Genomic DNA, 16216 nt, shown 5'->3' with positions numbered 1-16216 from the left:
GTATGAAAAAATTACTGACGGGTTTGGCTGGTTTAATCTTAGCTGTTGGTGGTCTAGAACCTGTGAAAGCAGCCGTAATCGTTCTCGAACCGACAGCTGGACCGCTCTCTATCTACGATACTGGTGGCTTGCTCAACAGCCCTCCAGGTCTCGACTGCACCCCTGGTAACCTACCCAACATCCCAACTGATAGACCCTTCTACATGGGAGGACTGGAAGTAGCCCCCGACGGCAGCGGCGTTTTCGTCACTCAATCGAATAATCTTCCTTGTAATGACTTTTTTGACCATCCCAGTACCCTGAACCGATTGATTAAATCCACGGGTCTTGGCACTGCCAGTCAGGTTGGACCAATCCTGGAAGCCGGAAATAATGGCACCTGGGGAAATGACTTAACTTTGGGTCCTGAAGGACTGTATTACATTGCAACAAACAAGGGTGTTTGGGGTTTCGACCCGGCAGGAGGGTCACCAAGGCAATTTGCTGGCGGGGAAACCATCTGGACAGCCAGTGGTTTGACCTTCACTCCAGACGGAAACACAGCTATTATATCTTCCGATTGGCCGAAAGGTTTGTGGAGCGTTCCCAAGGGTGGCAGTATCAATAATCTTCAGGCGCTGATTCCGGTAATACCCCGAGAAGCTTGGGACGATCACGTGGTTACAAGAGACGGCAAGCTCTTGATGATGGGTGATAACGCGAGTGAGCTGATTGAAGTATTGCCTGACGGTCGCCTCCAAGATGTTTTCAGGTTCCGCGACTATATAGATGTGCGTTCATACTTTAGAGGTAATAGTTATGGTTCGAGAGGGACTGTCGATCCCATAACAGGTGACATCTTCTATGCAGTAAGTTTTGAGAGTCCTTCATCGTCAATTATCCGCATCAAGTCGGATTTTAGCGGTGCCATCCCCTTCGCTACCGGATTTGCCGAAGACCTGCGCGATTTAGATTTCGGTCCGTCCAGTTCGGGGCGACTAGGTGAGATCAGTCTCTACGTATCAGAAAACAACCGAGCGACTGGTGTTGGTACTATCTATGAAATCGGAGTGGGTTCAACTGCGGTACCCGAACCATCTGAGACTATCCTGGGTTCGATTATGGTTCTGGGATTTGGAGTTTTGTTTAAAAGAAAGCTTTCTAAAAAGCAGAAAAAATTAAAAAAGAAATCCTAAAAAAATACTTTTTCAGGCAAAGAAACCTGGTTGAGCGGAAAAAACGTTGATTTGTCAAGAGATATCTCCGAAAAAACCTGGTTTATAGGTTCAGATAGCAAAGCCAGAAAAAAAAATGAGGCTTCGCTCAACAAGACAATAAAAAAGGAAAAATAATGGATAACTTAGAAACATTTGAATCTATAGAACCTATAGCCATCATTGGGATGGCGGGTCGATTTCCGGGGGCAAAAAATGTTGAGGAGTTTTGGCAGAATCTGTGCAACGGTGTCGAGTCTATTTCATTTTTTAGCGATGAAGAGTTAGCGGCGGCGGGTGTAGACCTAGCTCTACTGAATAACCCCAACTATGTCAAAGCCAATGCGGTTTTAGAAGACATCGAGATGTTTGATGCTTCGTTCTTTGGTTTTACCCCAAGGGAAGCGCAAGCAATGGACCCGCAACAGCGGCTGTTACTAGAGTGTGCGTGGAATGCTCTAGAAAATGCTGGCTATGACTCGCAAACATATCCAGGTCGGATCGGCATCTATGCGGGTAGCTCGATGAGTAGTTACTTGTATAGAAACCTCAGTTCCAATCCGGATTTGCTCAAGTTGGTAGACTTCGATTGGCTCCAGCAACAAGACCCCATTTCACTAGGTAACGATCGCGATTACCTCACAACGCGCATTTCCTATAAACTGGGCTTAACTGGGCCGAGCATGAGCATCAATACCGCCTGCTCTACCTCATTGGTGGCGGTACATACAGCCTGTCAAAGCTTGCTGAATTATCAATGCGAGATGGCATTGGCAGGTGGGGTTTCGATCCAAGTTCCCCAAACAGCTGGTTATTTATACAGAGAAGGCGGCATCGCTTCCCCCGACGGACACTGCCGCACTTTTGATGCTAAAGCACAAGGCACTCTATTTTGTAGCGGTTTGGGTCTGGTTTTGCTGAAGCGATTAGAAGATGCTCTGGCAGACGGGGACTATATTTATGCCGTTATTAAGGGTTCGGCGATTAATAACGACGGGACGCAAAAAGTCAGCTACACGGCTCCTAGCGTAGATGGGCAAGTAGGGGTAATTACTGAGGCGCTAGCAGTTGCTGGTATCTCGCCGGAAACAATCTCTTATATGGAAGCTCACGGAACTGGTACCGCTTTGGGCGATCCGATTGAAGTAGCGGCAATGACGCAAGCATTCCGCGCCAGTACTGATAAAAAGGGTTTCTGTGCCATTGGTTCGGTTAAACCCAACGTGGGTCATCTGAATCGGGCTGCGGGTATCGCCAGTCTGATCAAAACGGTAATGGCGCTCAAACACCAGCTGATTCCACCCAGCTTGAACTACGAGCAGCCTAATCCAAATCTCGACTTTGCTAACAGTCCCTTTTTCGTCAATACAACCAGGCGCCAATGGCAAACTAATGGCACGCCTCGCCGCGCTGGGGTAACTTCCTTGGGATTTGGTGGCACAAATGCCCATGCTGTTTTAGAAGAAGCTCCAGTGACGGAACCTTCCGATGCTTCTAGAAGCTGGCAATTACTGTTGCTTTCGGCTAAAACTGATTCTGCCTTGGAAGCGGCGACTAAAAATTTAGCCGCACACCTGAAGCAGCATCCGGATCTGAATCTGGCTGATGTCGCTTATACCTTGCAAGTGGGGCGTCGGGGTTTTAATCATCGGCGGATGTTGGTTTGCCGCGATTTGGCAGATGCTGTAACTGCCCTGGAAACTTTAGATCCGAAACGGATTGTTACACAGTCGCAGGAGCCGAAAGAACGATCTGTCGCCTTCATGTTTTCTGGGCAGGGGTCGCAGTATGTCAATATGGCTCTGGAACTGTACCAACTTGAGCCGACTTTCCGCGAGCAAATCGATCTCTGTGCGGAAATTCTCCAACCTTATTTAGGTTCACACCTTGGATTAGGGGAGGCAGAGCCTCCCGGATGTCGTTCCCAGGTTGAACCTGGGAACGAGACGATCGATCTGCGGGATCTGCTGTATCCGAGGGAGGATAAGGCTCAGGAGGCGGCTGAGCAACTTAAACAAACTTCTATTACTCAGCCAGCGCTGTTTGCGATCGAGTACGCTTTGGCGAAGTTGTGGATGTCTTGGGGAATCCATCCCGCCGCCACCATCGGGCATAGTATCGGCGAATACGTCGCCGCTTGTATTGCAGGGGTGTTCTCCCTGGAAGATGCTTTATCTCTCGTTGCGGCACGGGGGAAGATGATGCAGCAGATGCCTCCAGGGTCGATGATCGCCGTTCCCCTTTCAGAACGGGAATTGCAACCTTATCTAGGTAACAATCTTTCCCTCGCTTTAATTAACGGCCCATCTCGCTGCGTGGTTTCGGGGACTGGGGAAGCTATCGATGGGTTGGAGAAGCAATTAGCCGCCCAAGGCGTGGAAGGTCGCCGCCTCTATACTTCCCATGCTTTCCATTCGGAAATGATGGAACCCGTGCTGGATTCTTTCGCCGAATTGGTTAAAAAAGTAACTCTCCATCCCCCGGAAATTCCTTATGTTTCCAACGTCACCGGCACTTGGATTACAGCTGAACAGGCAACCGATCCGAATTATTGGGCAAAACACCTGCGCCAAACTGTGCGCTTTGCTGAAGGTCTGCAACAGTTGTTCCAAGATGCGGATCAAATCCTGCTGGAAGTTGGCCCTGGGCGGACTTTGTCTACGTTAGCGCTTCAGCATCCAGATAAGCCATCCGAGCAAGTGGTGCTGACTTCGGTGCGCCATCCGCAAGAGAGTCAATCGGATTTGGCTTTCTTGCTCAATACCTTGGGTAAACTTTGGCTGGCTGGGGTACAGGTGGATTGGTCGGGATTTTACGAAGGCGAACGGCGTCACCGCTTGCCCTTGCCGACTTATGCCTTCGATCTCAAACGCCATTGGATTGAAGCGAATGAAGTTTCAATACATAAAAGCCAGATTTTGTCAAGGACAAGCAGCAAAAATATTCACCCGCTTTTGGGTCAAAAATTATCCCTAGCGGGGACGGAAGATATTCGTTTCGAGGCGCTTCTTAGCCTTGATTGGCAAGCTTTTCTGAAGCACCATTGCTTCTTTGAGACGGCGATCCTGCCAGCTTCCGGTTATCTGGAAATGGCTTTGGCGGCTGGGGTGGCGGCGTTAAAGTCCGATCGGTTATTGGTAGAAGACTTGGTGATTCACCAAGCACTGGTGCTACCAGAAGATGAGGTGAAAACCGTTCAGTTAATTTTGTCCCCAATTGGGGATAAAATGTACTCATTCCGCATTTTTAGCTTGACTGGGGATGAAAGTGAGAACCCTGGGTGGATGCTGCACGCTTGCGGGCGAGTTTTGGTGGGAGATGAAGGTGCGTCTAGGGTTGATTTAGGTGCTTTACAAGCGCAGTGTGGTGAAGAGTTAGCGATCGCATCCTACTACCAAAACCTACAAGCACGCGGCCTCAATTACGATCGCTTGTTCCAAGGGATTGAAAAACTCATGCTTTCCCCTCCCAGCAACGGCAACGGTGGGGGTAGTATAAGCGCGTTAGCTCAAATCCGATTACCAGAAGAATTAGTCGCCACAGCTTCCGACTATCACCTGCATCCCATCTTATTAGATGCTTCGTTCCAGCTTTTAGGCGTTGCTTTCCCCGATGACAAGCAATTTACCTATCCCCTAGTCGGGTTAGATCGCCTGCAAGTTTACCACCGTCCCGGCACTAGCTTGTGGAGTCAAGTTGTAGTGCATCCGGCGAAAGATTCGCAAACTATAAGCGCCGACTTGCATCTATATGCCCCGGATGGACAGATAATCGCCAAAATCGAGGGAATAAAGCTGAAACGCCAGCGTTGCGAAGCCTGGCGCGAAGCTTTGCAGGATTGGTTATATGAAGTGGAATGGCGTCCTGTGGCTCAAACAGCCGAGGTTGCATGGGAGTTAAACGGATCAAATCCGAGAAATTGGCTAATTTTGGCGGAGAGTCAAGGAATCGGGCAGCAATTGGCGACCAAGCTGCGGTCGCAAGGTGAGATTTGTACACTTGTGTTTGCAGGGAAACAGTACCAACAGTTATGCGAGCAAGAATTTAGCATCGATCCAGCTAACCCAACCGACTGGCGGCAATTACTGGCAACATTGGGTAAAGAGGACGCGGGGACGCGGGGAGGTGGGGACGCGGGGAATGTTTCCGGACAACTCTCCGCGTCTCCCCGTCTCCCCTTCTCCGCCTCTCCCTTACACGGGGTGGTGCATTTGTGGAGTTTGGATGCAGTAAGTGCAGAATCTTTAACGAGTGCAGACTTAGGGGTAGCTTCGCAGCAAGGATGCGGTAGTACGCTTTCTTTAGTTCAATCTCTCGTTTCTGGATTGTCGGAATTGCCTTCGCTGTGGTTGGTGACGCGGGGTGCAGTACCGGCGGGGTGTAATATGCCGGGAGTGGCGCAATCTGCTTTGTGGGGAATGGGTAAGGTTATTGCCTTGGAACACCCAGAACTGCATTGCGTGCGGGTGGATTTAGACCCGAATGCCAGGGGGAATGAGGCGCAAGAGTTATTTGAGGAAGTTTGGTTAAAGAGTCAGGAAGATGAAGTGGCTTGGCGCGATCGCATTCGTCAAGTATCCAGGTTAGTCCACAGTCACCAAACAAAAAATACACCCAAAACATTTACTTTCCGCGAGGACAGTACGTATCTAATTACCGGCGGTACGGGTGGTTTAGGTTTGCTGGTGGCTCGTTGGATGGTAGAAAAAGGAGCGAAGCATTTAGTACTGGTAAGCCGCAGCGGTAGCGGTCAAATCGAAGAATTAGAGCAAATGGGTGCTGAAGTAGTTGTGGCAAAAGCCGATGTCACTCAGCCAGAAGAAGTTGCTCGGATCATCAGGGAAATTGAGCAGTCGCAACGACCTTTACGTGGGGTAATTCACGCCGCCGGGGTTGTGGATAATGGCACCCTGGGACAGCTAGACTGGGAACGCTTTGCCAAGGTATTGAATCCCAAACTAGCAGGTGCTTGGAACCTCCACCTTTTGACTGGGAACCTGCCTTTAGACTTCTTTGTCATGTTCTCTTCTGTTGCCTCGCTGGTGGGTCATGCAGGTCAAGCCAACCATTCGGCTGCCAATGGGTTTCTCGATGCCTTAGCCTACCATCGTCGGTCTAAAAAGCTACCGGGATTGAGTATTAACTGGGGCAGTTGGTCGGAAGTCGGGGCAGTCGCCACGTCTCAAGCTGCCACCGATTACATGAAGGCACGCGGAATGGAAGCGATCGCACCCCAACAAGGATTGCAAGTATTGGAAGAATTGCTGGGACAAAATGCGGCCCAAATTGGAGTGGTATCGGCGAATTGGTCGAAGTTCCTGGAACAATTCCCCGCAGATGCATACCCGCCTTTATTCTCCGACTTAGCTAAGGAGGCGCGGCAACAAGCAAAAGGCCAGTCAATGCAATTGCCAACTGCGGAATTGATGAATCAATTGCAGACAGCAACACCAGAAAAACAGCGGGAACTTTTAATTGCTTATCTGCAAATTCAAGTAACAAAAGTCCTTGGTCTAGATGCATCCAATCCGCCAGAAGCTCACCATTCATTGAACGAATTGGGACTTGATTCCCTAACGAGTATTCAATTGCGGAATTGGATCAGAACTGACATTAAGGTAGACCTACCGATGAAGAAATTTATTGTGGAAGCCAGTATCGACCAATTAGCAAATGCTTTGTTAGAGCAATTAGCTTTAGCGAGCATCACCTTAATAGAAGCCCCATCTGCTGACTTGAATGAAGAAGAAGAGGAGGAGGTAATCAGACTATGAAACCGACTGAACTTTTGGTGGAATTATCCCAGCGGGGTGTAAAGTTGTGGGTCGAAGATGACCAGCTGTGCATCAAGGCTCCCAAGGGTGTATTGACTGGGGAATTGCGCGATTCTCTAGTCGAACACAAACCAGAAATCTTGGCGTTGCTGCAAAAGTCTCTCAATGCCAACACCTCGAATCAAACTATATTGCCCGTAGCGCGAGATCCAGATCTGCCCCTGTCTTTGGCTCAACAACGGCTGTGGTCGCTCGATCAATTGGTTCCCGATACTTCGGTTTATAATCTCCCTCTAGCTTTTCGCCTCACGGGTGTCCTCGATGTGGCGGCGATGGAAAAGAGCGTGGGGGAAATTGCCCGACGCCATGAAATCCTGCGAACCACGTTTCCAGGGGTGGATGGAAAACCCGTGCAAAAGATTTCCCCGGTAACAACCTTCCACCTGCCAGTAATAGATCTGCAAAATCTGCCTCAAAACCAGCGGGAAGTAGAAGCTCAGCGGCTAGCTTCCCAGGAGGCTCAACAGCCATTTAATTTGGCAGAGGGGCCATTGTGGCGCGTCAAACTTCTGCGCCTAGCCGAAGACGAAGATTGGTTGCTGGTGACCCTGCACCACATTGTCGCCGATGGCTGGTCTTTAACTTTGTTCTTGCGAGAACTTTCTGCACGCTACAAAGCCGCACCCTTGCCCGAATTACCCATCCAGTATGCTGACTTTGCCTCCTGGCATCGGCAGTGGGTGCAAGGTGAAGCGATCAAGTCTCAACTAAACTACTGGCAGCAGCATCTGGGAGAAGGGGTTTCCCCACTCCACCTGCCTGCGGATCGATCTGCATCGACTATCCAGACTTACCGAGGCGCAATTCAACGTTTAGTACTAGCCAAAAATCTCACCGATGATTTGAAGTCTCTCAGTCAGCGGGAAGGGGTGAGCTTATTCGTCACCCTGTTGATGGCGTTTAAAACATTGCTCAATCGATATACAGGGCAAGAAGATATCGTTGTCTGTTCTCCGGTTCTCGGTCGTAACCAATCGGAAATCGAAGATTTAATTGGGTACTTCAACAATATATTGCCGCTGCGTACCGACTTGTCTGGCAACCCAAGTTTTCAGGATTTACTGCGTCGAGGCAGCCAAGTTACTACAGCGGCTTACGAACACCAAGACCTACCTTTTCAGGAATTGGCAGACTTAGTTCGCACGCCGTTGAATCGAGCGATCGTTGGCTTACAAAAGGCTCCCTATCTGGGTCTAGATTTACCAGGCATCACCGCGAGTCGCCTCGATGTCCACAGGGGAATGGTTGATTTTGATTTATCCCTATTCGTGGAAGAAAACGGGGACATTCTGACAGTGGCGCTCGAGTACAAAACAGATTTGTTCGATGGCAATACCATCGGCAAAATGTTGGATAATTACCAGAATTTGCTGGAAGAATTGATTGCCGATCCTCAAGAGCAAATCTCATCAATTCCCCGCTTAAAGGCCACACAAACCGAGCGGCTAATTGATGAAAATGGTGTTTCAGATAGCTGCAATATAGCGCAAAAACGAACCTTTGTTGCTCCCCGAAATGGGTTAGAAATTAAACTCACAAAGATTTGGGAGAAAGTTTTAGGCATCCAGCCAATTGGTATTCGGGATAATTTCTTCTCCGATTTGGGAGGAACTTCTTTAGTAGCGGTCAAACTGTTTGCGGAAATCGAGAAAGCTTTTAACAAAAACCTGCCCTTGTCAACCCTGCTTCAAGCACCAACCGTCGAGCAATTCGCTAACTTGATTGGTCAAGAAGAATGGTCGGGTTCGTGGTCTTCATTGGTACCGATTCAAACAGGTGGTTCTAAACCACCGCTGTTCTGCATTCATGCGGTTGGCGGTAACGTCCTTACCTACGTAGCTTTAGCGCGCCATTTGGGGTCGGAGCAACCCGTTTATGGAATACAGGCGCAAGGAATTGATGGCAAAGGAACCTTCCACACTTCCCTTGAAGAAATGGCAGATCATTACATCAAAGCAATCCGTACTGTGCAACCCGAAGGCCCTTATTTTTTGGGTGGTCTTTCCGGTGGGGGCATCATTGCATTCGAGATATCCCAGCAACTGGTCGCGCAAGGTGAGAAGGTAGCCTTGCTTGCTTTGTTTGATTCTTACAATCCCGATTACTTAAGAGCGCGTTGCATAGCCGATGACAAATACAGGACAGAGAATTTTTCAATTACAAGGTCTATCCTCGAAAGATTGGGCTGGTACTGGCAACTTCAAAATCAGTTGAAGCGCGGTTTAAGAGTTTTGAGTCATTTTTCACAACTCGAACCTCAAGAAAAGTCGTCCTATCTTCTGGAAAAGGCCAACAAGTTCAAGGAGAAAACTCAGCATCAGCTGGAGTTGATTGCCTACAAATTAGACCCGCGTCCGGGACGCCCCTTGCCTTACCTGATGCGAGAAGCAGCGATTACAAACACCTATAATAAGGTGCTGTTTAGCTACACGCCAAAAATCTATCCAGGCAAAGTCACCCTCTTCCGCGCCAGTGAAAGCGTCTTTATTTCCAGCGAGGGAGGCGATAGTGACGAATTAGGGTGGGACAAAGTGGCTGCGGGTGGATTGGAGATTCATAAGGTTCCTGGCGATCACACTAGCTTAGTTGCAGAACCTCATGTCCGGGTATTAGCCCCAAAATTGAAGGCTTGTATAGATCGCTGTGTTAACCCAGCACACCAGTCTAGCTGTTTGATCTGATCAACTACCAGTTGAATGCTTGCCCAGTCGTTGCAGCATTTGGTATAAAGAGGGCGCAAGCGTTGCGCCCTCTTTATTAAAGAAAGTTGCTAGTTAATAGTTGTGACATTGGTAATTGGTAATTGGATTCATGGCTCAGTCTACTCTTGACAATTACCCATTCCCCCAGAAACCCGGTTTCTTCGTAGAGAGAAACCAGGTTTCTTTAGCGTCAAACCCACGATTTTTCCGCTCACCTTTGTTTCAATGCCTTGGGATGTAACTAGCAACTTGAGTTAATAACTCAAGTTGCTAGTTACCTCTCTGGGAGCGGCTAATGGCTAATCGCTAATGGCGAGATTGGTAAAAATCCTAGATTAGCAATTAGCAATTAGCAATTAGCAACGCCCTTGTTTATAACTAGCAACTTGAGTTATTACTCAATTCCCTTAGAGATTAGATCGGACATTTGATAAGTTTTGCTTTGCATCAAATCGAGGGATTGCTTTTGCGCTTGGGTCCATTGCTGGTTAGAAAGTCGCAAAAGTTCAACGGCTAACGCAATGTTATGCAAGTTAGTTAATAAATCGTTCGTTACCGTATTGAGCAAACCTGTTTTGCTCTGGCTGATTTTTGTAATACTCGCGTTTTCCATGTCACATTGTTCCCAGTATATGCACAAGAGGAGCTTTTTCTACAATAAAAGATTCATGGATGATATCGAGTTTGAGTAAAAGTTTTATTTAGGTATGATTTGTATTATTTATAAAATAATTATAGAATTACGATCAAAATAGCGGCGAAGCGTAAGTTATGGCAAAGCGATCGCTCCAAGCATCCCCAGAAGGCATCAAACAAGCAAAGCAGGCATTTACTAGCAAGGGATGGACGCAAGCAGATTTAGCCAGAGAAGTTGGTATAAAAACTCGCCAACCAATTGGGCGATTTTTCGCAGGTCAACCTGTAGATCGCCAAGTCTTTATTGAGCTGTGTTTCTTGCTGGACTTGAATTGGCAAGAAATTGCCGATATACCCAAAGTTCCTGTCACCTCTGAGGAAAGTAACGATTGGGACATCGATGCCAAGGTAGAAGGCGCGCGAGCGCCATACGGCGAGAAAATTGAACACCAGTGCGGTAGTCTCCGCCTATTGGACGTTGCTTTTCCGGTGAATTTAGACGATATTTACGTTGAAGTTAAGATTCTAGAACAGCCGGTCGCTCGAAAGTGGTTAGAATTATCTGACTGGCAAACCGACTGGGAAAAACTGCTCCCAGAAAGAGTAGCGGCACTTGAGGCCGTGGCAAAGTACGGCAAATTAACCGTACTGGGAAAACCAGGATCTGGTAAAACGATATTTTTGCAATATCTGGCGTGCGCTTGTCAGCGAGGCGAGTTGCCAGATTCCCTTCTCCCTATTTTTATGCGACTGAAGGACTTTGGAGAAGATACCAGCAACGGAATGTCTCTTCTAGAATACATCAGCCAAGAGTTAGAAATTTGCGGCATAGGGGCAAAAGAAGTCGAAAAATTGTTGGAAAGCGGCAGAATGCTGATCTTGCTCGATGGGTTAGATGAAGTTCCCCAAAAAGACAGCGATGCCGTTTGGCAAGAAATTCGCACTTTTTCCCAGAGATATTACAAAAATAAGTATGCGATCGCAACTCGAACAGCCGCTTGTAACTATCAGTTGGAAGGCTTCGCAGAAGTGGAAATTGCCGATTTTAACCAAGAGCAAATCGAAGCTTTTGCGAAAAAGTGGTTTGTGGCAGTAGCTAAAAATAACCAACAAGCAGGAATAGCCAAAGCATCTGCATTTATTGACAAGTTGAACCTCCCAGAAAATCGCTTAATTCGAGAACTTGCCGCCACCCCGCTGTTACTCCATCTCGTCTGCTTGGCGTTTGATAGCAAGGCCAACTTTCCCCGCCAACGCTCTAAAATTTATCGGGAAGCTTTGGATATTCTGTTATTCCGATGGGATGCAGCTAGGGGAATTGAACGAGATGAAAGTTATCCTAATTTGTCTTTAGCAGGCAAAATTAAGCTGTTGAGTTATTTGGCAGCGATTACGTTTGAGCGGGGCGATTATGTTTTTGAAATCTCGATAATTCAGCCGTATATTGCCGACTATTTGCGTCAGTTACCCGACGGGGATACCGCTGCGGAAGCATTGGAATTAGCCAGCGTTGCCGTGCTGAAATCGATTGAGGCGCAACATGGGTTATTAGTTTTGCGTTCCCACAATATTTATGCTTTTTCTCACCAAACTTTTCAAGTATATTTAACCGCCAAACAAATTGCCAATGCCGGTTTATCAGTCGGGGCATATTTTAGCAATCAATCGCCAGCTTATGGGAAATATCTGGTTAAATATGCCCCTACCTATATTACCGATAAACCCTGGCAATCAGTCTTTTTAACCGTAGCTGAAATCTTGCCAAATGCTGCTCCTTTATTGCAGATGATGAAAGAACAAATCGATGGGCTTTTAGCAAAAGATGAAACATTGCAGCAATTCTTAAAATGGGTGAGTCAAAAATCTTGGTCATTCCAAGAAAATCGCCAACTCGCTGCCGTGCGAGCCTTTTATTTTTCCCTTGCCTATGTCCTAGATAGTTATTTAGCTTTGGCTTTAAACATGGGCAAACTTGACGTTCAATTTCCCCCCTTGCCTGACTTTACCCTACCGCTTTACCTCAACTTTGCTCAGACGCTTGACTCCAACCTTGCCCTCACACCCAACTTTAATTTTGCCATCGAATTTGACCGAAAATTGAGAGCAACCGATTATACACTTGACCCAGCTTTGAGACGTTTATGCGAGCTGGAATTAATTCTAAGTTGTGTGCTTAACTTTGACTTGGCACTTGAACGCGATTTAGCCTTAGAATTGCAGAACTCGCTACAACAACTTAAAGCAAAACTTCCTCAAGAAGCCGAAAATTCCGCAAGCTTTCAAAACTGGTGGCAAGCAAACGGTCAAGCTTGGATCGAGGATTTAAAAGCCTTGCTGATTGCCCATCGTCATGCCGGACACCATTGGCAATTTAGCCATCAACAAAAGCAATTGCTCAAGCAATATTATGAGGCGAATCAATTACTGGTAGATTGCCTCAATAGCGGCTGTGAAGTAACTGACGGTGCGCGACAGCAAATTGAAGAGACTTTGTTGTTGGTAATTGGTAATTGCCAAAAAATCAGCAGCCATGACCAAGTTTGATATTAGTTAAGATCGGGTTTGAAAAGATGGCTTATTTGACTTGGATAACTTTGTGCCGCTTCGCGATTGACACTAGGTAAAAATGTGGGTTTATACTGTTGAATGCGAACCCCTTGTATTTGTTCTCCCTTATGTTCTATAGCTTCCATGTAACTTGGTTGGGCAATTCCAGCTTCTTTGGCGCTAATAAAGGGGCCAAAATAGTAGTTAATGCGGGGGTTAGTTGTGGTAATTTCCACCCACCAAGCTTTTCCAAAACGATCTAACCGAGACTTTAATTCGGCTTCATTTGGATTGATGAGTATCGTTTTAGCTTTAATGAATTCAACCATTTGAATCGCATATTTTTTGACAAACTCTAGATAGTATTCTTCCGCTTCTGTCCAGATATAATCAGAACATTTCAAAAGTTCAACCGCTAAGATAATGCTATCCATTTGGTTGGAAAAAAGCTCAGTTAACCTGTCTAAAAAATTAGACTTTATCCCATCGAGTTCTTGCTTGTGACTGTCTTCCATTACTGACTCCCCCTTCGGTTAGACAAACAAAGCCCCTAAAGGGGCTTTTTGAGACTAAAGGATCTGTGGCTGAAATAAAATTTTCGTCTTAAAATTCTAGAGTCAAAAACGAACTAGACGCCGTTTGTATAATTTTTTTTTAATGTCTATATTTTTTTTAAATTTTCTCATCTAAAAACTCAGCATAAATTGTATATTTTGCTAAAAAAAGATATATTAATTTAAGAAGGTTGAAGTGAAACAGAAAGATGTGATAAAAAAGTTAAGTATTCGGGACTTACGCTCAAAGGAGGCCAGAAACCGGGTTTCGACCTAGATCTGTAGTTTCCTGGCTCAAGGATTTTTTAGAGGAACCCGGTTTCTTTGCGTCAGACTGCCAGACCCAACCCCCGATTTTGAGACGAGATGCTGCAAGATCCTGCCATTCGCCATCCAATTGCTATAAGTTTAGGAGCGATCGCTGGTGCCCTGAGTCGCTACTATCTCACAGTGTGGTTTGTGCAACGCTTCGGTACGGGGTTTCCTTACGGAACTTTTTTGATCAACGTTACCGGCTGTTTTGGGATGGGCTTTTTCACTACATTGGCGTTAGATCGGGTGGGGGCGATTTCCCCAGAAGTGCGGCTATTGGTAGCAACGGGATTTTTGGGTGCTTATACCACATTTTCTACCTACGGGATCGAAACGCTTTACCTGCTGCGCGAGGGCGCGTTTTTAAGTGCCGGTCTTTATTGGGCAGGTAGTGCGATTTTGGGAGTTATTAGCGTTCAATTGGGGGTAATTATAGCAAGGGTAATTGGTAAGGGGTAATTGGCGCAGAAGCAGCGGGTTTTCCCCAGATTGGGCAGGTATTACCCGCCCCTACATCTCTCACCTGCTCACCTGCTATGATTCAAGCACGATAGCTTTTGCAAGTGTTGCAATGTCGAACAAGCTGAACCGCCTGGAAATCGCGGAATTTGTATTCCTGGTAGGCTTAATTATTGGCTTGATAGTAGCGGCGATCGCTAAACAGGCGATCTACGCGATCGTACCGCTTTCGGTGTTGGTATGTCTCAATCTGATCAACCGTCGTCGCTTTCAACTACTGATGCAGCAGGAAACTAGCGCTATCGTTGAGCAAGTTGAGCGAGAAGTTTCAGACCAACTCAAATCTTTTGCCAGCTACTACAGCAGCATCACCCCATCTGGCGCCGCTAGCTGGGTGCCAGCGCCAGACCATCTCGCCTCGTTAATTCAGACTAATATCAATCCGATTTATGAAGACCTTGGGCAAGTTCAGCAGCAGTGCGCCAATTTGCAAGAGTCTATAACCAGTATCGCCAATTATCTCAACCGATCTTCCCTAACCACAAGGATAGAGGATTTAGAGCAAGGATTGGCACGTATATCGCGAGGACTTGCTGGTATTTCGGATCAAGTCGATAATGCGGTGCAACGTCAGATCGACGATTTGAAACAGCAGGTTAAAGCAATTCAACGCAAAGCAGGAAGTAGGGATAGGGATAGGGAAGAAAAACCCAGACCTAAAGTAGAGTATTTGGAGCGGGCGTTAGGACAGCTCTCCGATAATATTGCCGCAATTTCCCAGCAGGTGGAAGCATTGCAACGCCAAGCAGAAAGGATGGCGACGCCCCCACAATATGCTTCTGGTGGTGGAATGACAGGCGGGACGCCCATGCCACAATATGCTTCTGGTGGTGGAATGACAGGCGCGACGCCTGTGCCACAATATGCTTCTGGTGCTGGAATTACAGGCGGGACGCCTGTGCCACAATATGCTGTATCCTCCAGGGCATCTCAAAGCGAACCTCCGCAACAGACTTGGCGTTGCGTCCATACCCTACCGGCGCATGGTGATTGGGTAAGCGATTTGGCAATTGCTAACGATGGACAAACGCTAATTAGCTGTAGTTTTGACCAAACAATTAAACTTTGGAATTTGAGAACTGGACAGCTAATTCGCCCCTTGTGCGAAAGCGGGGGAGAGATATATGCGATCGCATTAGGACAAGATGGTAAAACCCTTGTCAGCGGTAGTTCAGATCAAACAATTAAGCTATGGGACCTCGAAAGCAGCAAATCAATTTACACGTTTTGGGAATATTCCGGATCGGTTCGCGCAGTTGCTATCAGTCCAATTTCCCCCAACCCACAGAACAAAGGATCGATTCTCGCTTCCGGTAATTTTGACCAAACTGTTAAACTATGGCATTTAGAAACCAGAGAATTAATTGAAACTTTAGAAGGACATGCGGGGGCGATAGGGGCAGTTGCTTTTAGTCCGATCCCCCCTGGCCCCCCTTCCCCAGGGGGGCCAGGGGGGATGCCTTCCCCATTGGGGATCGGGGGGCTCCTTGCCTCTGGTAGTGCCGATGGAACGATTAAAATTTGGGATTGGGAACGCAGAAATTTACTGCAAACCTTTAGCGGCGACTTGGGGGCGATCGGCGATCTCGCATTCTCTCCCAACGGGCAAATTCTCGCCTCCGGTAGTAGCGACAAAACCGTCAAGTTGTGGCATGTTCCCACAGGAAACCGCATCGCGGTGCTAAAAGGTCATCAAGGTGCAGTAACTTCAATTGTTATCAGTCCAGATGGAGAAACGCTGATTAGCGGTAGCGCCGATGGTACGATTCAGATTTGGCATTTAACAACCAACAAACAACTGGGCATTTTGATAGCAGATACCCCAGAGTCGGTAATATCCCTTGCCCTGAGTCCCGATGGACAAATTCTTGTCAGCGGCAGCGCCTACGGTACGATTAACATTTGGCGGCGAGATTGAG

The 16216-nt window shown here is 47.3% G+C and carries 8 protein-coding genes; 6 read left to right on the top strand and 2 right to left on the bottom strand.

From position 1 onward, the window contains the following. Positions 1-2 precede the first annotated feature (2 nt). From ACE1CM_RS43640 to ACE1CM_RS43630, 3 genes are all read left to right on the top strand, one after another. A complete protein-coding gene (locus ACE1CM_RS43640) occupies positions 3-1175 on the top strand; it encodes a PEP-CTERM sorting domain-containing protein (RefSeq protein WP_374885659.1) in 1173 nt (390 codons plus the stop codon). A 155-nt stretch (positions 1176-1330) separates the two neighbouring features. Further along, positions 1331-6967, top strand: a complete 5637-nt coding sequence (locus ACE1CM_RS43635; RefSeq protein WP_374885658.1) for a type I polyketide synthase — start codon at positions 1331-1333, stop codon at positions 6965-6967. After that, positions 6964-9708 carry a condensation domain-containing protein gene (locus tag ACE1CM_RS43630; protein ID WP_374885657.1) on the top strand — a complete coding sequence of 915 codons (2745 nt, stop codon included), beginning with the start codon at positions 6964-6966 and terminating at the stop codon, positions 9706-9708. The genes ACE1CM_RS43635 and ACE1CM_RS43630 overlap by 4 nt, the downstream gene beginning before the upstream one ends. Before the next feature lie 415 nt (positions 9709-10123). Here the strand turns inward: ACE1CM_RS43630 and ACE1CM_RS43625 are convergent, their stop codons facing one another. After that, a complete protein-coding gene (locus ACE1CM_RS43625; protein ID WP_374885655.1) occupies positions 10124-10342 on the bottom strand; it encodes a hypothetical protein in 219 nt (72 codons plus the stop codon). A 158-nt stretch (positions 10343-10500) separates the two neighbouring features. On the opposite strand from ACE1CM_RS43625, the gene ACE1CM_RS43620 reads away from it, so the two are divergent. Next, entirely contained in the window at positions 10501-12909 is a 2409-nt protein-coding gene (locus tag ACE1CM_RS43620; protein WP_374885654.1) for an NACHT domain-containing protein, read from the top strand. Positions 12910-12911: 2 nt separating this feature from the next. Here the strand turns inward: ACE1CM_RS43620 and ACE1CM_RS43615 are convergent, their stop codons facing one another. Beyond that, positions 12912-13427 carry a DUF1816 domain-containing protein gene (locus tag ACE1CM_RS43615; protein WP_374885653.1) on the bottom strand — a complete coding sequence of 172 codons (516 nt, stop codon included), beginning with the start codon at positions 13425-13427 and terminating at the stop codon, positions 12912-12914. Between the two features lie 405 nt (positions 13428-13832). Here ACE1CM_RS43615 and crcB point away from each other — a divergent pair, with 405 nt between their 5' ends. Both crcB and ACE1CM_RS43605 read left to right on the top strand, forming a co-directional pair. Continuing rightward, entirely contained in the window at positions 13833-14237 is a 405-nt protein-coding gene (gene crcB, locus ACE1CM_RS43610) for a fluoride efflux transporter CrcB (RefSeq protein WP_374885652.1), read from the top strand. A 112-nt stretch (positions 14238-14349) separates the two neighbouring features. Further along, positions 14350-16215, top strand: coding sequence for a hypothetical protein (locus ACE1CM_RS43605; RefSeq protein WP_374885651.1), 1866 nt, complete (start codon positions 14350-14352; stop codon positions 16213-16215). Position 16216 lies beyond the last annotated feature (1 nt).

Origin of the sequence: Microseira sp. BLCC-F43 (assembly GCF_041929235.1) — a bacterium.
GTDB lineage: Bacteria > Cyanobacteriota > Cyanobacteriia > Cyanobacteriales > Aerosakkonemataceae > Microseira.
Note: the sequence above shows the minus strand (reverse complement) of the source record. Positions and strands in the feature narration are given on the sequence as shown.